Annotated in this window: 18 protein-coding genes and 3 pseudogenes; 8 read left to right on the top strand and 13 right to left on the bottom strand. The window is 70.6% G+C overall.

Annotated elements, in window-relative coordinates:
• Positions 1 to 26 precede the first annotated feature (26 nt).
• Positions 27 to 1214, bottom strand: a complete 1188-nt coding sequence (locus WBG99_RS25960) for a serine/threonine-protein kinase (RefSeq protein WP_338898606.1) — start codon at positions 1212 to 1214, stop codon at positions 27 to 29.
• A gap of 199 nt (positions 1215 to 1413) precedes the next feature.
• Here WBG99_RS25960 and WBG99_RS25955 point away from each other — a divergent pair, with 199 nt between their 5' ends.
• The 3 genes from WBG99_RS25955 to WBG99_RS25945 all read left to right on the top strand — a co-directional run bounded on the left by WBG99_RS25955 (position 1414) and on the right by WBG99_RS25945 (position 2668).
• Positions 1414 to 1761, top strand: a complete 348-nt coding sequence (locus tag WBG99_RS25955) for a winged-helix domain-containing protein (RefSeq protein ID WP_338898605.1) — start codon at positions 1414 to 1416, stop codon at positions 1759 to 1761.
• A gap of 71 nt (positions 1762 to 1832) precedes the next feature.
• Positions 1833 to 2192, top strand: a complete 360-nt coding sequence (locus WBG99_RS25950) for a transposase family protein (protein WP_338898604.1) — start codon at positions 1833 to 1835, stop codon at positions 2190 to 2192.
• Complete coding sequence (locus tag WBG99_RS25945; protein ID WP_338898603.1) at positions 2147 to 2668, top strand: transposase family protein; 522 nt, start codon at positions 2147 to 2149, stop codon at positions 2666 to 2668. Before WBG99_RS25950 ends, WBG99_RS25945 begins: the two co-directional genes overlap by 46 nt.
• A 148-nt stretch (positions 2669 to 2816) precedes the next feature.
• On the opposite strand, the gene WBG99_RS25940 is transcribed toward WBG99_RS25945, so the two are convergent.
• Genes WBG99_RS25940 through WBG99_RS25930 form a run of 3 tightly spaced genes read right to left on the bottom strand, consistent with a single transcriptional unit; the run spans position 2817 to position 4485 of the window.
• Entirely contained in the window at positions 2817 to 3893 is a 1077-nt protein-coding gene (locus WBG99_RS25940; RefSeq protein ID WP_338898602.1) for a hypothetical protein, read from the bottom strand.
• Entirely contained in the window at positions 3890 to 4282 is a 393-nt protein-coding gene (locus tag WBG99_RS25935) for a hypothetical protein (protein WP_338898601.1), read from the bottom strand. The genes WBG99_RS25940 and WBG99_RS25935 overlap by 4 nt, the downstream gene beginning before the upstream one ends.
• Positions 4282 to 4485, bottom strand: coding sequence for a helix-turn-helix transcriptional regulator (locus WBG99_RS25930; RefSeq protein ID WP_338898600.1), 204 nt, complete (start codon positions 4483 to 4485; stop codon positions 4282 to 4284). The genes WBG99_RS25935 and WBG99_RS25930 overlap by 1 nt, the downstream gene beginning before the upstream one ends.
• Before the next feature lie 56 nt (positions 4486 to 4541).
• Here WBG99_RS25930 and WBG99_RS25925 point away from each other — a divergent pair, with 56 nt between their 5' ends.
• The 3 genes from WBG99_RS25925 to WBG99_RS25915 are packed head-to-tail and all read left to right on the top strand — an operon-like array spanning position 4542 to position 6165.
• Entirely contained in the window at positions 4542 to 4916 is a 375-nt protein-coding gene (locus tag WBG99_RS25925; RefSeq protein ID WP_338898599.1) for a hypothetical protein, read from the top strand.
• Entirely contained in the window at positions 4901 to 5935 is a 1035-nt protein-coding gene (locus tag WBG99_RS25920) for a hypothetical protein (protein WP_338900608.1), read from the top strand. Before WBG99_RS25925 ends, WBG99_RS25920 begins: the two co-directional genes overlap by 16 nt.
• Positions 5821 to 6165: a carbohydrate-binding protein gene (locus tag WBG99_RS25915; protein WP_338900493.1), complete on the top strand. Its 345-nt coding sequence runs from the start codon at positions 5821 to 5823 to the stop codon at positions 6163 to 6165. The genes WBG99_RS25920 and WBG99_RS25915 overlap by 115 nt, the downstream gene beginning before the upstream one ends.
• A gap of 149 nt (positions 6166 to 6314) precedes the next feature.
• On the opposite strand, the gene WBG99_RS25910 is transcribed toward WBG99_RS25915, so the two are convergent.
• Both WBG99_RS25910 and WBG99_RS25905 read right to left on the bottom strand, forming a co-directional pair.
• Complete coding sequence (locus WBG99_RS25910) at positions 6315 to 7340, bottom strand: alcohol dehydrogenase catalytic domain-containing protein (RefSeq protein ID WP_338898598.1); 1026 nt, start codon at positions 7338 to 7340, stop codon at positions 6315 to 6317.
• Positions 7341 to 7365: 25 nt separating this feature from the next.
• Positions 7366 to 7659, bottom strand: a pseudogene (locus WBG99_RS25905) (cyclase family protein); the annotation flags it as partial.
• Positions 7660 to 8159: 500 nt separating this feature from the next.
• Here WBG99_RS25905 and WBG99_RS25900 point away from each other — a divergent pair.
• Complete coding sequence (locus tag WBG99_RS25900) at positions 8160 to 9629, top strand: carboxylesterase family protein (RefSeq protein ID WP_338898597.1); 1470 nt, start codon at positions 8160 to 8162, stop codon at positions 9627 to 9629.
• A 148-nt stretch (positions 9630 to 9777) separates the two neighbouring features.
• Positions 9778 to 10122, top strand: a pseudogene (locus tag WBG99_RS25895) (family 43 glycosylhydrolase); the annotation flags it as partial.
• Between the two features lie 252 nt (positions 10123 to 10374).
• On the opposite strand, the gene WBG99_RS25890 reads toward WBG99_RS25895, so the two are convergent.
• The 7 genes and pseudogenes from WBG99_RS25890 to WBG99_RS25860 all read right to left on the bottom strand — a co-directional run bounded on the left by WBG99_RS25890 (position 10375) and on the right by WBG99_RS25860 (position 17053).
• Positions 10375 to 11109 carry an SDR family NAD(P)-dependent oxidoreductase gene (locus WBG99_RS25890; protein ID WP_338898596.1) on the bottom strand — a complete coding sequence of 245 codons (735 nt, stop codon included), beginning with the start codon at positions 11107 to 11109 and terminating at the stop codon, positions 10375 to 10377.
• A 55-nt stretch (positions 11110 to 11164) separates the two neighbouring features.
• A pseudogene (aspA, locus tag WBG99_RS25885) lies at positions 11165 to 11407 on the bottom strand (aspartate ammonia-lyase); the annotation flags it as partial.
• A gap of 257 nt (positions 11408 to 11664) precedes the next feature.
• Complete coding sequence (locus tag WBG99_RS25880; RefSeq protein WP_338898595.1) at positions 11665 to 12948, bottom strand: FAD-binding oxidoreductase; 1284 nt, start codon at positions 12946 to 12948, stop codon at positions 11665 to 11667.
• A 49-nt stretch (positions 12949 to 12997) separates the two neighbouring features.
• Entirely contained in the window at positions 12998 to 13663 is a 666-nt protein-coding gene (locus tag WBG99_RS25875) for a haloacid dehalogenase type II (RefSeq protein ID WP_338898594.1), read from the bottom strand.
• 41 nt (positions 13664 to 13704) lie between these two features.
• Positions 13705 to 14643: an aldo/keto reductase gene (locus WBG99_RS25870; protein WP_338898593.1), complete on the bottom strand. Its 939-nt coding sequence runs from the start codon at positions 14641 to 14643 to the stop codon at positions 13705 to 13707.
• Entirely contained in the window at positions 14640 to 16103 is a 1464-nt protein-coding gene (locus WBG99_RS25865) for an aldehyde dehydrogenase family protein (protein ID WP_338898592.1), read from the bottom strand. The genes WBG99_RS25870 and WBG99_RS25865 overlap by 4 nt, the downstream gene beginning before the upstream one ends.
• On the bottom strand, positions 16100 to 17053 hold the full coding sequence (locus WBG99_RS25860; protein ID WP_338898591.1) for a M14 family metallopeptidase: 954 nt from the start codon (positions 17051 to 17053) through the stop codon (positions 16100 to 16102). The genes WBG99_RS25865 and WBG99_RS25860 overlap by 4 nt, the downstream gene beginning before the upstream one ends.
• Between the last annotated feature and the right edge of the window lie 12 nt (positions 17054 to 17065).

Genomic DNA, 17065 nt, shown 5'->3' with positions numbered 1-17065 from the left:
CCGGAGCCGTTCGGGGACGGGCCCGTTCAGAAACGCGCCTCCCGCGCGTAGGCCGCCCGCAGCTGCTCGGCGATCCGCAGCGGTGCGGAGGGACGGACGCCGGTGCGCGCGGAGGCGGCGTCTCCCGGCGCCGAAGCGGCCGACGGCACCGGAACCTCGGCAGGCGGGGCATCGGACGGGGCAGCGGACCAGTAGTCGTCCGGTTCGGCATCGTGCTCGGCGTCGGACCGCTCGCCCCACTGCGCCTCGTCGTCCTCCCGCGATGCCACGTCCACGACGGTCGGCGTGTAGCCGGTCCACCCCTCCGGGAGGTCATTCGTCGTGGACGGCTCGGGCAGTTCGACAGCGGGGGTGCGGTCGGTCAGCCGGCGCTTGGCCTGGGCAGCGGTCAGGCCACGGTCGGCGATGACGCCCACCAACCGCTGGGTGACCTGCTCCAGCGTCGGTCGGTCGGCGGGGTCGAGCGCGAGCATCGCGGAGACCAGCGGCACGAGCTCGGACGGCAGGCCACTCAGGTCGGGCGGAGTGGCCGGGTCCTCGATCCTGAGCGCGACCGCCTGCCAACTGGGCCCGGTGTAGGGGTAGTGGCCGGTGGCGGCGTACAGCAGGACGGCGCCGAGACCGTAGACGTCGGCCGGGTGGTCGAGCTGGTGTTCGCCCCGGGCCTGCTCCGGCGGCATGCACAGGACCGAGCCGACCACCACGCCGGTCGCGGTCAGGGTGGAGCGCCGCTCCGCGAGCACGGCCAGACCGAAGTCGATCACCTTGGGGCCGTAGGAGGAGAGGAGGATGTTCTGCGGCTTGAGGTCACGGTGCAGCAGCCCGGCCTCGTGCACCGTGCCGAGCCCCTCGGCGAGCAGAGCGCCGAGACTGGCGGTCTCGACGAGCGGCAGCGGCCCGTGCCCGCTCACATACGTCAGCAGGTCGGGACCGGCGACGAACTCGACCACCAGCCAAGGCCTGTCCGCATGGGCGTCCGCCGCGACGAACGACGCGATGAACGGCCCGTACACCGTCTTGAGGCTGTCCACTTCGAGCAGGAAACGCGCCCTGCCGTCCTCGTCGAGCACCGACGGCTTGATGACCTTGACGGCGACCTGGAAACCGGCGGCCGACTCACCGAGATAGACCTGGCCCATCCCGCCCGAGCCGAGCCGGCACACCAGGGTGTATCCGCCGACGCTCCGCGGGTCGTCGTCCCTCAGTGGCTCCACGGGCCGCGGGCCTCCCCCTGCGTGGTGTGATCTCTGCCGGACCCCGGCCGGACCGTCCGCTCCACCGCCCGGGACACGAAGCGGAATTGTATGCGAGGGGCGGTGTGGGCCGCGTGGCCTTCGCAGCTGAGAGTCGCGAAGCGCAACTGGAGTACCAGCCTTGAAGACCCTCTCGACGGTGGGTGATGTTGCCCTTACCGTGTGTCGAGTTGGATACCGGGAGGATGCCGAGGCCGGGCACCCTGACGCCGCGGCCTGGCAGCAGGCCCTGGAAGAGGCCACCGGCGGCACGCCCGGAGCCGCCGGCCAGCTGCTGATTCCCCACCACGGCCCCGACACCGGCACGGACGACCTGCCCGCCGACTACCAGAAGATCATGGAGATCGTCGCGGGCGGCGACAGCCCGCTGCAGGCCAAGGACGTGGCCCGCGAGCTGGGACTGGATGCGGTGCCGGCGATGGCGGAGCCGGTGCGCGGGAAGCTGCGCAAGCTGGCCGAGCGCGGCTGGATCACCCGCACCCCCGCCGGACGCTACCTGCCCCGTTAACCTGCGGCCGACTGCCACAACGGCCGATTCGGGCCGCAACGCAAGTGCCCCCGGCGGGTGTTGGTCCATGCGTGAACAAGAAGACCAGCCCCGCCGAGGGCGACACCGGCCTTGTCTGCTCCGTCCGCCTGCCGCTGTCCAGCGCGACCGTCAACCGCGTGGCCGACCTGATCCGCGCCCACCGCAGACAGATCCGCTCCCGGTGGCGCAAGCTCGACGCCGGGCAGATAGCGCTGATCGTGCTGGCCCACCTGCGCAACGACGAGCGCCTGGCCGACCTGGCCGGCGGGAACGCGGTCTCGGCCTCCACGGTGCGGCGCTGGGTGCTGGAGGTGCTCGGCCTGCTGGCCGCACGTTCCCCCGCCTGGACCGCGCGCTGGCCAAGGTGGCCAAGGACAGCGGCTGCGATGTCCTGCTGGACGGGACGCTGATCCACACCCGGCGGCGCAGTGGGCGGGCGAACCGGAAGAACTACTCGGGGAAGCACAAGGCGCATGGCCTGCTGTTTCTCGCCCTGACCGATGCGAAGGGGCGGCTTTTGTGGATCTCCCCGGCCCGCCGCGGCGCCTGCAGCGAGATCACGGCGGCCCGCTACGAGAAGCTGTGCGCGCGACTGCGCGAGCTGGAGCTTGCAGCGGTGGCCGACCTGGGGTTCGTCGGTCTGGACGAGGGGACCGAGGAACAGCCGGCGGTCATCACGGGGTTCAAGGCGAGCGGCGGCAAGCGCCTGTCGTCACCGAAGAAGGTCGTGAACCGGCTGGTCAGCAGCCTGCGGGCGTCGGTCGAGCACGGCTTCGCGAGCCTGAAGACCTTCCGGATCCTGACCAAGGTGCGCATGCATCCGCGGCACGCGACCGCGCTGGTGCGGGCCCTGCTGGTGCTGACGCACCACCAGGTGGCTCGGTGACCGGTAATCTCCCCGCAATGATCACCGTGATGAGCTGCGCGAGCACCCCAACGGCTCATCACACCAGGACCGTTGACCTGTACGAATCACGATGAAACTTCCTCAATGATGGTGTTTGACCACACCAGCAGGGCCGCTTGGGCCAGTGTCAAGGGGTGGCGGAGCGACCGACGGCCCGCCAGCCGGCCATCACCAGGGTGGTTGTGCCGGAGATGAAGATCAGGTTGCCGAGCAGGTCCAGCCACAGTGGGACCTCGACCAGCGACCGCTGCGCCACGGCGAAAGCCAGGTGGGGCACCAGTGCGCCGGCGGCCAGGGCGAGGCGGTGGCGTGGCGACCAGCCGGGGCGGGCCGACCATCGTCTGACCGCTGTCACGCCCCAGGCGACGAGGACCAGGTAGACCGTCACCACCGCCGGCGCGGGCCCGACCTGGGCCGCGCCGGCGACGAAGAGGAGCGTGGCGCTCACCGCAGCTGCTGTGGCCCGTTGAGGCGTGGGCGCCGCCCCGGCGGGAACCACGGGCTGACCTGAGGCAGCGAGCTCGGGTGACGCCGCGGGAGGGGCAGCGCCGTCACCTGCGGCTCGGGACGGACGGCGCGGCGTGCGGGCCAGCCACCCGGCGAGCGCGATAAGTGCCGTCACCGCCACCGCGGCGCCGGCCAGGTGTGCGGACGACGGCATGAAATCGTCCTCGGACAAGGTGATACCGGCCGTCGCCGCTCCGCCCAGGCCGATGGCCAGCACGGCCCAGGCAAGGCCGCGGGGGGTGAGCCAGGGGCGATCGGCGAGGTCGCCGGCCAGGGCCTCCACCAGAGCGATGGGCACGCAGATGCTCCACACGGCGTGGAGCAGTACGACGAACGTCGTCCACCACGACCCGATACCGAGCGCCGGGATCCACCCGAAGTCGAGCAGCCGCAGGTCAGCATAGTCGGGGTTGAACAGCGAGAAGCTGATGAACGACTCCTCGACCACGCCGTAGGCCAAGCCCAGAGTGAAGATGACCGGCCAGGGCCGCGCGGAGCGACGGCCCAAGTCGCGGATGAACACGGCGGCGCCGCCGTACAGGGGCGCGTAGATCACCAGCAGCCATACGTAGATGACCGGCAAGTTGCCCGAGGCGAACTCGGCCACCAGCGGCGCTGTGGCCACCAGCGCCCAGGCGAGACGACGGCGCCGTCGGCGGTCGGGCGTGCCGGCCCTCGGCACCTCGGCTGGCGTCACCCCCGCCACGAGCTGACCACGCCAGCGCCGACGAACACGCCCGCGAACAGCAGGGTGAGGGCGAGCAGTGTCCCGTCGGGCTCGCCCCGGGCCACACTGACCAGGTACCACCCGGTGACGACCAGGCCGAGAACGCCACCGGCTACCGCCAACGAGCGCATGTACAGAGCGCGGTTGCGCTCGTCGCCGGCGCCCCCGACGGCCCGGATGGCGTCGATGCGGCGGCGGCCCAGCGCCAGGACAAGGGCGAAGACCAGCATGCTCGTACCGGCCAGCAGCCCGGCCACCAGCCCCTGGCCTAATCCGAAAGCCAGCCCTGACGCGACGGCGATGCCCAGGTACCAGGCCATGTCGGCCCGCCACGCCGTCACGGGATCTACGTCCATCATCACGCGTCACCTTCGCTCGGTGTGAACAGCTGCTCGATGACCGTGCCGAAGAAGCCGGCCAGCGCGAACGCGAGCGGGAGCGAGGGGAGATAGCGCCCGGTCTCGATGGCGTTGATGGTCTGCCGCGACACACCCACGGCCTCAGCCAGCTCGGCCTGAGAGATCCGTCGCTCGAGTCGGTACTCCCGCACATGGCTTCGCACGGTGACAAGTTTCCTTGTCACTCCAGTGGATGTCAAGGAAACTTGTCACCTCGTTGGTGTCAAGGCCCGCTCGGACCTCGTTCAGCCACAGGCTGACCACGGGTAGCCATCAGCAGCTGGCCGGCGGCTCCGGGCGTGCCGCCGGTGGCCTCTTCCAGGGCCTGCTGCCAGGCCGCGGCGTCAGGGTGCCCGGCCTCGGCATCCTCCCGGTACTGCTCGTGGAACGCGGCGGCTCGGTACTGATCTCCAGCCACGTCATGGCCCTCGTCGAAGAGCTCTGCGACACCGTCGGTGTGATGGCCCGGGGACGTGTCGTCGCGGAAGGCCCCCTCGACGAGGTCCGCGGCGGCCGCTCGCTGGAGGACACCTTCGTCGGCCTGGTCGGCGTCAAGATCGGCGGCGGGGAGGGGCTGTCGTGGTTGGCGTCCTGATCCGGATGAAACTGGCCGTGCTGCGCCACAGCACGACCGACGCCAAGATGGCCCTCAGCGGCCTCGGCTGGACCGCCGGAATCTGCCTCGCCATCACCACCCTCGTCCTGGCGTCCTTCGACTTCTCCCACCCGCGGCTGCTGATGGACCTGCTCGCGGTGACGTTCGCGCTGTGGGCGCTCGGCTGGATGGCCGGCCCGATCTTCGCCGGCGAACCCGCGCTCAACGGGGAGCACTTCCACCGCCAGCCGATCCCGCGCCGCACCCTGGCCATGGGCCTGCTCGCCGCCGCCCTGGTCGCCACCACCACCGCCATCACCCTGGTGGCCTTCGGCGCGCTCATCGTCTTCGCCGCCCGGCTGAACTGGGTGGCCGTCGTGGTGTCGGTGCCCGCGGTGGTGCTGCTCCTACTGCTGGTGGTGCTGCTGCTGCTGTCCCGAGTGGTCACGCTGCTGTTCCGCAGCCTGGCCAGGTCCCGCATCGGCGGAGCCGTCACCGCGACCGTCACTGCGGCGATGGTGTCGCTGTGCTCGTTCTCCTGGGTCCTGATCATCGGGGTCTACCTGCTGCTGGAATACGGCTTCCCACCCACCTTCTCCACGGTGGTGCGGGCGCTGCCGTCCAGCTGGGGCCTGCTCGCCGTCGAGGCGGCCGCCCGCGGCGACTGGCTGTGGACCGTGGGACCGCTGGTCGCCCTGGCCGCGGTGGTGGTCGCGCTGTTCTCAGCACCGGCACTTCGACCATCCAGGGCCCGCGCGAGGCCGACGGCTCGATTCCCGCCACGGACTTCCTGCTCCCGCGGGACCATTCGGGCCTCGGTGCCGACTTCAGCGGCGACGGTGGCAACCCGGGCGGCCCTGCCCGCTACGAGGCCGAGAACGCTCCGGCCGCTTGCGCCGGCTCTATCGACGCCAACCACGCCGGATACTCCGGGACCGGATTCTGCAACACCGACAGTGCCTCCGGTGCGGCCGCGCGGTTCACTGTCGAAGCCGCCGGTTCCGGCACGGCCACGGTGAAGATCCGCTACGCCAACGGTGGCTCGTCCGACCGACCTGCCGACATCGTCGTCAACGGCGCGAGGGCGCAGTCCATCTCGTTCAAGGCCACCGGAGCGTGGGCGGACTGGGCGACCGCGACGGTCACCCTGCGGCTGAAGGCGGGCGACAACGCGATCTCGTTGACCGCGACCGGTTCCGACGGCCTGCCGAACATCGACTACCTGGACGTCACGCCCGGTGCCGCCTGACGGTCGGGACCGGGACCTGAATCGAGAATCCGGGTGAGGAAGCCCCGGCAGGCCGAGCCTCCGGGGCCTCCGCGTCCGGGAAACCCACGCAGCTACGCCCCGAATGGACGGACAGCGTGAGCACCGGGCGCACGGAGGAAAACGGTCTGTTAATAGGTGACCACGGCACGGAAGCGGACGGAGCCCTTGGCGACCCTGTCGACCGCGGTGGCCACCTCCTCCTTCGGGAACGTCTCGACCATGGGGGTGACCTTTCCCGTGGCGGCGAGGTCGAGGGCCTCCCGGAGGTACTGCGGCCCGTTGTGGGTGGACCCGATCACCTGGAGCCGCATGCCGATGAACGGAAGGCCCCTGCTGGCGGGCGGGACGGTGAAGGGGTCGGTGGGGTCGATGCCCGACAGGACCAGTCGTCCGCCGGGCCGCAGGCCCGTCATCGCCTCCGCCGCGGCCGGATACGACTTGGCGGTCGCCAGGATGACGTCGGCGCCGCCCGCTGCGCGCAGCTCGGCGCCGTTCGCCACGACCTCGTCCGCGCCCAGCCGCCGTGCCACGTCGCGTTTGTCCGGCGAGCGCGTCATCGCGATCGTCTCGAGGCCGCAGGCGTGCGCGAACTGCACCGCCAGATGGCCCACCGCGCCGATGCCAAGCACGGCGACCCGCTCGTGCGGCTCAGGCTGCCCGGCGCGCAGGGCGGACCAGCCCGTGTAGCCCGCGCACAACATGGGCGCGGCCGACTCGAAGGCGAGCCCGTCGGGCAGGAGCACGGTCTCGTCGGCGCCCACGACCATGTACTCGGCGTGCCCGCCCTGCACGCTGAAACCGGTCGTGGTGGGTGCCGCGCACGCGAAGGCGGCCTGCCCGGTCACCGGCAGCCCCAGACGGCAGTAGTCGCACCGTCCACAGGCGGCCCGGACCCAGTGGGTGCCCACCCGGTCGCCGACGCGGCGCGTGGTGACCCCCGGCCCGACCGCGACGACCTCGCCCGCAGGCTCGTGCCCGGTGATCGCAGGGTTGACCGAAGGGAACCGGATCGCCCCGGTGGTGGCCAAGACGTCGTTGACGCATACGCCGGAGGCGCGCACCCGCATCAGCACCTCGCCGGGCCCCGGCTCCGGAGTAGGCACCTCGCGCAGTTCCCACCTGCCGTTGACCTCGGGTATCACGGCTGCCTTCATGAAGTTCACCTTTCCTTGTGCAGCGGATGGTACCGATACCCTCGACGGTCATCTCCACGACGTCGCCGGGCTGCAGCGGCGGCGGGGCCAGGCGGCCACGGCGGCCTCACAGCTCGGCCAGGCAACCGCCAATGCCACAGGTGCCCGGGCCGAGGACGTCCCCGGCGCGGACCTCGAAGCCCCAGGTGTCGGTGGCGATACCGGCGAACTCGCTGGCGTGCAGCCAGTCGGCGGTGGTGAACGACAGACCAGGGGCGATGCCGCGCCGGGCCCGGGTGAGCTGGCCGGTGCGGACCAGCAGCAGGTCGCCGCGGCCGACTCGTCCCCGGCAAGTCAGCGACACTGTTGGCGAATCCGGCCCGTTGAGGGTCTACTCGGCGCGAGGGCAAAGGCAACGGCTTCACCGAGAACGCCAACACCGGCGCCCTCCACCGCAGTACCGCTTACGTCGGCACTGGTTTCTTCTTCGTCACGGGCAAGGCGCGGCTCCGAGGGGGAACCGCGCCGCGGGCAACAAGGGGGCCCGGTCGAGCTGGCGCCATCGACGGTGTCCGTCGGCAACACCTGGACCAACCGCTCTCCCGGTGAGTGGGCAGTTCCGCTTTTTCGAGCACAAGACCTTGAGTCTTCAATATCCTTCCAGTGCTGCCTACTGCACAACTGCAGTACGTCGAGCGGTGGAAGGACAAACCCCCCATGTTCCGAGCCCGTCGCACAGCTGCCGTAGCGTGTCTCGCGACCCTGCTGGCTGTGCTCACCCCTGCCTCTGCCTCTGCCTCTGGCGCCGATCCCGCGCGGACCGCTTTAGGCAAGTCCCCGGTGATACAGACCACCGCCGGCCCGCTCCGGGGCCAGGCGACCGTCGAGGGGCGGCAGTTCCTCGGCGTTCCATACGCCGCCGATCCGGTCGGCGCGCTGCGCTGGCGTCCGCCACAGCCCCACCCGGCCTGGAAGGGCATACGCGACGCCACGGCGTTCGGCCCCCGCTGCCTGCAGGGCACGAACCCCCAACAGGGCACCTACACCGAGAACTGCCTGAACCTGAACGTCTACACTCCGGCGAGCCCGCGGCGGCTGCCTGTGATGGTGTGGATCCATGGCGGCGGCATGATCCAGGGCGGCGGCAAAGACTACGTCGCCGACCGTTTCGCCGCGGACGGCAACGTGATCGTGGTGACCATCAACTACCGTCTCGGCGCCTCCGGCTTCCTCACCCTGCCCGGTGTGCAGGGCAATTACGGCCTGCTCGACCAGCAGGCGGCTCTGCGCTGGGTACGCGCCAACATCGCTCGCTTCGGCGGCGACCCGCACGCGGTCACCATCGCCGGTGAGTCCTCGGGCGGCCGTGCCGTGTGCACCCAGCTGGCCTCTCCCACCGCACGTGGGCTGTTCCGGGCCGCGATCAGCCAGTCCGCCTCCTACCGCGACTGCGCGGCCATCCCCGTCAAGAGTGCTGAGACCACCGGTCGCGCCTACGCCGACGCTCTGGGCTGCACGGACACCAACTCGGACGCCGTGCTGGACTGCCTGCGCACCAAAACCCCGCAGGAACTTCTCGCCGCACAGTCCGGTCACGGCTGGGGACCAATCGTCGGCGACCGCGTGCTGCCGCGCCAGCCTGCCGAGGCCTTCGCGGCCGGCCAGCAGGCCAAGGTGCCGACCCTCTTCGGCACCACCCGCACCGAGGGACGGTACTTCGACTACTTCGACTTCGACGGCAGGGGACAGCCGCTGACGGCGGAGCAGTACCCCCGGACCATGCGCGACTGGTTCGGCGAGGACATAGCCGACGAGGTGCTGGCGCGCTATCCGCTGACCGGGCACCCGACCCCGACGCTCGCGCACGCCGCCGCCCGCGGCGACCGGGACTACTCCTGCCCGACCGCCCGGGTCAGTCGGCAACTCGCCCAGGGTGCCCCGGTGTACCAGTACGAGTTCGCGGACGTGACCGGTCCGCCCGCCGAGAATCTCCGTAACCAGAACACCGACTACGACTTCGGGGCCACGCACACCAACGACCTTCAGTACCTCTTCCGGCACAACGGACGCGAGGCGCCGTTCAACGCCGAGGAGCGGCAGCTGTCCCGGCAGATGATCCAGTACTGGTCGTCGTTCGTCGCACACGGAGTCCCCCGTGCCCCCGGCCTCCCCGACATGGCCGACCAGCGCCTCCGTCCAGGCGAGGTAATGGTCCTGCAGACCACGTCGGCCGGCGGCCCGCGCCCGGCCGGTGACTTCACCGCCGCCCACCACTGCGCGCTGTGGGACAAGGTCGCGGCCACCGGCTGAACCGGCGGACACCGTCCCGGCTGCGCCGCGCCCGTCCGGCGCCCTTGGCAAGCAGGGACAGCCCGCCGGGTAACCGTTGGCGACTCCTGGGGGCGAACGTGACGTCGGCCTTCATGACCCGTTGTGGTCGTGAAGGCCGACGTTGTGTGCCCAGAACGACCCCGCCGTCGGCAGCGGTACGAACATCTACCTCGCCCCGATGTCCAACCCCTGGACCATCAGCGGCACCCCGGTGCGGATCTCCACGCCCACCCACTCCTGGGAGACCGTCGGCCACCGCGTCAACGAGGGCCCGGCCGTCATCCAGCGCAACGGCAGGGTCTTCATGACCTTCTCGGCCAGCGCCACCGACGCCAACTACTGCCTCGGTCTGCTGACCGCCGACGCCACCGCCGACCTCATGAACCCGGCCTCCTGGACGAAGACCCCCACGCCGGTGTTCAGGAGCAACGCCGCGACCGGCCAGTACGGCCCCGGCCACAACACCTTCACCAATCAGCCAAGAACACGCCCCTGACCAGGGGCGGTAGCGAACTCGACTGGAGTACGAGGCGTGCCGCTTGAGGCCGGCCAGGCGCGCAGCCGCGACTGGCCGGGCTCCGTTCGATGCACATGTCGGCGTGGCGGGCGAGCCGGTCGGTGAGCGGACCGGGCCTGACAGCGCCCTCCACGACCTCGGACGCAGGAGGTCAACGCGGCCCAGGCGTGAACCGGCGTCTCCTCGGCAAACTTCAACATGGCCCATTCAGAACGCTGTGTAGCCTCCGTCCACGGGAAGCACGGCACCGGTGATGTACGACGACTCCGGGCAGGCGAGGAAGAGAACCGCGTCGGCGACCTCTTCGGGTGTGGCGAGCCGGCGCAGCGGGATGGAGTCCTCCTTCATCTGCCGGTACGCGGCGGGATCGGGGCGCCGCTGGAAGCCGGCCTCGATGATCAGCGTCGCGGTCAGGCCGGGCGCCACCACGTTGACGCGGATGTTGCGGGGTGCCCATTCGATGGCGGCGCCGCGCGCGAGAGCGATGAGGCCGCCCTTGGCTGCGGAGTACATGGTCTGATTCGGCATACCGACCATGCCGAGGCGCGAGCTGACGCACACCATCGACGCGCCCGACTCGGGAGCCAGCGGCATCAGGTGCTTCATGACCAGGAACGCGCTCAGGAGGTTGCCGTGGAGCACGTCGCGTGCGTCGTCGTAGGTCATCTCCGCGATCGGGCTGGACGCCTGGAGCCCGTGGCAGAGGACGACCACGCCCACGTCCCCCAAGTGCTCCGTGGCTCGGGCGGCGAGCTCGGAGACGAAGGTCTCGTCGTTGAGGTCCCCCGGGAGGTAGAGATCGTCCGGATGGTCCTCGGGCAGCTCGGGGCGCCGCCCGGTGAGCAGGAGGTTGGCGCCCTCGCGGCGGAAGTGGGAGGCGACTGCCTGACCGATCCCGCTCGACGCTCCGGTGATCACGGCGTTGACGTCCTGGAGTCTCATGTTCGTTCCTCAAGAGTCAGCAGGTGGGACTTCTCTGCGGGAGTGACCGCTTGTTGCAGGCGGCGACGATGGCGGCGGCCTTCTTCGCCTCCAGCAGGCCGAGTTCCTCGTTGGCGAGGGCAGCGGCCTCCTTGACGGCGGCGAGGGCGTCGATCAGGTGCGGGTAGGCGGAGATCGGCGTCCCGGTGATGGGGAAGTTCTCCGTGGCGCGCAGGGTGTGCCCGCCCCGGTACACGTCGGCGGGAACGTCTCGGTCGCCGATCATGGCGTGCTCGCTGCGGGTGGCTGCGGCGGTCATCGCGGTGCGGGCCTTCTCCCGTGCGATGTGAGACGAGGGTGTAAGAGGTCAGTCGTGGGTGTACGCAAGTTGCGGGAGCGGGTCGAGCGCACGAGCCAAAGCCCGGGAACGCTGCCGACGGGTTCATCGAGAAGAGGGGCGCATCGCGGTCACCGGGTCCCAGCCGCCGCAGTGAACATCCACGGGAGTACTCCTGTCCCCGAACTGTGGGGGCTCACCACGCCAACCTCCCGGGGAGCCCCCGCAGTACCACCGACTCAGAGCAGCTTGTCCTTCGCCTTGTAGTAGGCGCCGCCGAACGGCAGGAACCAGGGCGTGCCGTTGTAGAAGGGGACGGGCACCTTCGGGAAGCCGAAGCCGCGCAGCGGGTTGGCCTCCGGCTTGCCGTCCATCATTTCGGCCACCGCGCGGCCCATGTACGTGGCCATCTGGACGCCGTGACCGCAGTAACCCATGGAGTAGTACAGGCCGTTGACCTCACCGGCGTGCGGGATGCGGTCCCAGGAGAAGCCGACCATGCCGCCCCAGACGTAGTCGATCCGCGTCCCGGCCAGCTGCGGGAAGATCTCGGTCATCTCCCGCTTGAGGATGTCGCCGCTCTTGACGTCGGAGGCCGGGTTGGAGGGGGCGAAGCGGGCCCGGCCGCCGAAGGCGAGGCGGTTGTCCGGGGTGAGACGGACGTAGTGGCCGACGTTCTTGTGGGCGACCAGCAGTCGGCCGTTCGGGATGAGCTCCTTGGCGCGTGCCTCCCCCAGCGGCTCGGTGACGATGATGAAGCTGCCGACGTTGATCAGCCGCTTGCGGAACCACGGCATCGACTTGTCGGTGTAGGCGTCCGTCGCCGCCATGACCTGCTTGGCACGGATGGTGCCGTGCAAGGTCTCGACCAGGAAGCCGCCGCCGGGGAGGCGGGTGAGGCCGGTGGCGGCGTTGCGCTCGTGGATCTCGGCGCCGGCCCGCTCGGCGGCGTCCGCCAGGCCGCCGACGAACTTGCCCACGTGCAGGCCCGCGCTGAGCGGGTCGAGCAGGGCGCCGTGGTAATAGTCCGTGCCGAGCTCGGCCCGCAGTTCGCTCTTGCTCAGGACGATCGTCTCGTGGCCGAAGTTCTCGGCCAGGTCGCGCTGCTTGGCCCGCAGGCCGTCGAAGTGCTGGGGCTTGCAGACCGCGCCGAGGCGCCCGGCGCGGTGGAAGTCGCAGTCGATGTTCTCGGTGTGGGTGAGCTCCTCGACGACGTCGACCGCTTCGCGGAAGGCGTCGTACAGCTCACGGGCCCGCTCCTGCCCATAGCGCTTGCGGGCCTCGGCGGGGCTGATGGTGATGCCCTGGGTGCACATGCTGCCGTTGCGCCCGGAGGCGCCCGAGCCCACCTTGTCCTTCTCGACCAGGACGACCCGGGCGCCCTTTCGGGCGGCGTGGTAGGCGGTGGACAGTCCGGTGAGGCCGCCGCCGATCACCACCACGTCCGCCTCGTCGGGCAGGTCCTTTCCGGAACGGTCGGGGAAGGCGGGGGCTGTGTCCAGCCAGTAGGGGATCTGCTTCATGGCGTGCGTCCTCTTGTGTTCTCGGTCTGTTTCGCCGTTGCGCCGTCGGTCAGCAGCCGAGCAGCTTCGGCAGGCCCGACAGGTCGGGCAGCTCGTCGTACGGCTGGTAGTCGGCGCTGCCGGGGCGGCCGTAGCGGTTGATCCACACGCGGCGCTTCAGGCCGAGGTCGCGGGTCGGGATGTGGTCGTACTCCCAGCCCTGGGCGGTGTGGATGACCTGGGACGGCTCGACGCCCATGGTCTTGAAGGCGTGCTCGAAGGTCTGGCGGTCCGGCTTGTAGGCGCCGGCCTGCTGGGCGGTGATGACGTAGTCGAACTCGACGCCGATGTTCTCGACGTTCCGAGCGATCAGGTTGTCGTCGGTGTTGGAGATGATGGCGATCTCGTACTTGGTCTTCAGGGCGCGCAGCGCGTCCGGGACCTCCGGGAAGGGACCGAAGGTGGGGACGGCCTCGACGAGGGCGTCGCCGTCGGACTCGCGGTACTCCAGACCGTGCAGGCGCATGGCGTTGCGCAGGCTGGAGTGCAGGATCTCGTGGTACGGGCGGTAGGCCTCCAGGACGGCCTGGAAGCGCATGACACGGAAGTCGTCGAGGAACTCGTCGACGTCCAGGTTGTCCAGGTCCAGCCGGTCCTCGATGGCCTTCAGGGTCGTGGGGCCGAGCTCGAAGTTGATCAGTGTTGCATAAGCGTCGAAGGTGACGATCTCTCTCACGGGTCATCCTCAATTCATGTGCGTTGGCGAGATGTTGGGTTTCAGACGATGCGTTCGCCGGGGGTGACGATCGCGTCGAGGGCGGCCAGGTCGGCCGCGTCGGGGATCCAGTCGGCCGCCGCCGCGTTGGCGGTGACCTGGGCCGGGGTCATGGCGCCGCAGATGACCGAGCCGACCGCGGGCAGTGCGGCCAGTCCGCCCACGGCGACCTGGAGGAGGGTGAGCCCTCGTTCGGCGCCGTACGCCGTGAGGGCCTCGACGCGGTCGAGGGCCGCGTCGGTGAGCCAGCCCTGCCGCCAGGACAGCCGGCTGCCGGGCGGGGGTTCCTGGCCACGCCGGTACTTGCCGCTGAGCAGGCCGTTGGCCAGCGGGTAGTACGGCAGGAGACCCATGCCGTGGCGCAAGCAGGCGGGGATCAGGTCGGCCTCCACGCTGCGGTCGAGCAGGTGGTAGCGGGCCTGAGTGCTGACGAAGGCGTCCGTGAGCTGCTCGGCCGGGAGGTTGGAGCAGCCGATGTGGCCTATCTTGCCCTTGTCCACGAGCTCCTGCAGGGCGGCGACGGTCTCCTCCAGCGGGGTCACGCCGTCCGGCTCGTGGTACTGGTACAGGTCGATCCGGTCGGTGCCCAGGCGGCGCAGCGATGCCTCGACGGCGTACCGGATGTAGGGACGCGCTCCGCGCCGGCCGTACAGGTCCGCGGCGGGCCCCATCTCCATGCCGAACTTGGTGGCCAGGACGACCTGGTCGCGGTGTCCCTTGAGGGCGGCGCCGAGGAGGCGTTCGCCGTCGCCGCGCGAGCCGCCCCGCTCACCGAACCCGCCGTACATGTCGGCGGTGTCGAACAGGGTGATCCCCGCGTCGACGGCCGCGTGGACGACCGCCTTCGTTCCGTCCTCGTCGAGACGGGAGCCGAAGTTGTTGCCGCCGACGCCGACGACGGAGACGGTCGGGCCGCGGTCACCGAGCGTGCGGTATCTCATGACCGGTCACCGAATCCGATGCAGACGTTCTTGGTCTGCGTATAGCTCGCCAGCGCCTCCAGGCCCTTCTCCCGGCCCCAGCCGCTGTGCTTGTAGCCGCCGAAGGGGAGTTCGACGCCGGTGCCGACACCGGTGGCGTTGACGTAGACCTGGCCGGCCCGGATCCCCTCGGCCAGGCGCATCGCCTTGTCGATGTCGCGCGTCCAGACGTAGGAGGACAGGCCGTACGGGCTGTCGTTGGCGATCTGAAGGGCCTCCTCGGCGTCATCGAAGTCAATGACGGTCACGACCGGGCCGAAGATCTCCTCACGGGCGCAGCGGGCCTGGTTGGTCAGCCCGGTGAGGACGGTCGGCTCGATGTAGTAGCCGTCGGCCAGGGCCGGGTCGGACGGTGCGCCTCCCCCGGCCCGCGCCACGGCGCCTTCCTGCCGGGCGAGTTCCAGGTACCCGAGGACCCGGTCGCGCTGCCGGGCGGCGACCAGCGGGCCGATGTCCGGGTCCGTGAGACCCGGCCCGACGCGCAGGCCCGCGATCTTCTCGACGAGCCGGTCCAGGAACTCCTCGGCACCGCGCTGGAGCAGCAGCCGGGTGCCCGCCGAGCACATCTGCCCGGCGTTGCTGAACGACGCCCCCAGGACGGCCTTCAGCGCCAGGTCGAAGTCGGCGTCCGCGAAGACGACGAACGGCGACTTGCCACCGAGCTCGGTCACGGAGGGCACCACGTTGGCGGCGGCGGCCTGGGCGACCTTGATGCCGGTCGGCACCGAGCCGGTGAAGGTGACCTGGTCGATGCCGGGGTGCCCGGCGAGGGCGGCGCCGGTCTCGCCGTCACCGGGTACGACGTTCAGCACGCCCGGCGGCAGCCCGCACTCCAGCGCGATACGGCCGATCTCCAGCGGGGTGAGCGGTGCCTCCGGGGAGGGCTTGAGCACCACCGTGCAACCCGCGGCCAGTGCGGGTGCCGAACCCCGCGCCGTGTTCTGGAGCGGGTAGTTGAACGGGATGATCTGGCCGGAGACCCCGATCGGCTCGCGGACGGTGTAGTCGATCAGGCCCGGGCCGAGGGGGATCGTGGTGCCGCCGAGCTTGTCGGCGATGCCCGCGTAGAACTCGAAGTAGCGGGCGGCGGACTCGACATCGGCCTTCGCCTGGCTGAGCGGCTTGCCGACGTCCTGGCACTCCAGACGCGCCAGCCACTCGCCCTCGCGCCGGATCGCCTCCGCGATGCGGTGGAGGAGCCGGCCCCGGTCCGCGGCGCGCATCCGGGACCACTCGGGTGCTGTGAAGGCCGCGCGGGCCGCGGCCACCGCCCGGTCCACGTCGGCCGGGCCGGCGTGGGAGACCTCGGCGACGGCCGTCCCCTCCGACGGGTCGAAGACCGTGAGGCTCCGGCCGTCGGCGGCAGGAATCTGCTTGCCGTCGATCAGCAGCAGCCCGGTCAGCGGGAGTTCGCCGCTCATGGCTGGATCTCCCCCTGCACCTCACCGAAGATGACCACCTCGTCGCCGGGCCGCACGGTGCGGATGCGGCGCACCCAGAGCACGATGCCGTCCTGCGGGGCGCGGACCTCCTCCAGCGTGTTGCCGTAGTGGTCCACGACGTGGGCGATCAGGTCGCCTTCCTTGCACGTCTCCCCCGGCTCGGCGTGCGCGACGAAGAAGCCGCCGGCGTCCGAGCGGGCGAAGGTGCCGGAGACGGTCGTGTAGCTGTCGCGCAGCTCCACCTCGCCGTCGATCATGCCGAGTTGCCGCAGGATGTTGCGGATCGACTGGACGTGCACGGCTACGTTCTGCTCGCGGTAGGTGGCGCCGCCGACCTCGATGGTGATCGCGGGCTTGCCGGCCGCGAGGGTGGGGTGGCGGACCGTGCCGCCCCACTTGCCGCCCTTCCAGACAAGCTCGTGCCCGGCCGCGAGGGCGAGGTCCGTGGCCAGGTCCTCGTAGCCGCCCTGGAGGATGACGAGCGGTGCGATCTCGCCGAAGGTGCCGCCCGTGTGCAGGTCGACGAGGGCGTCGATGGCGGGGACGACCTGCTCGACGAAGGTGGCGGCCAGGCGCAGCGAGTACGAGCCGTCCGCGTCACCCGGGAAGATCCGGTTGAGGTTGAGGTAGTCCAGGCCGCTGGTGCGGGCCGCCGCCTCGAAGGCGGGGGTGTTCATGCAGGGGATGCCGACGATGGTGCCGCGCAGGCCGGCCGGGTCGATCGCGGCGAGGACGCGGCGGATGGCCTCCTGGCCGTCGTACTCGTCGCCGTGGACACCGGCGTCCACGCACAGGACCGGGCCGTCCTCGGTGCCGTTGATGACAATGAGCGGGATGCCGAGCTCCACGCCGTAGGTGCTGGTGCCGACCGGGATCAGACCCTGGGCGCGCTCGCCGGGGGCGACGGTCAGGGGACCGATGGAGTACATGTCGTTCCTTTC

The sequence above is a fragment of the Streptomyces sp. TG1A-60 genome, assembly GCF_037201975.1.
GTDB lineage: Bacteria > Actinomycetota > Actinomycetes > Streptomycetales > Streptomycetaceae > Streptomyces.
The sequence above is the reverse complement of the archived record's forward strand: the minus strand, read 5'-3'. Positions and strand labels throughout refer to the sequence as shown.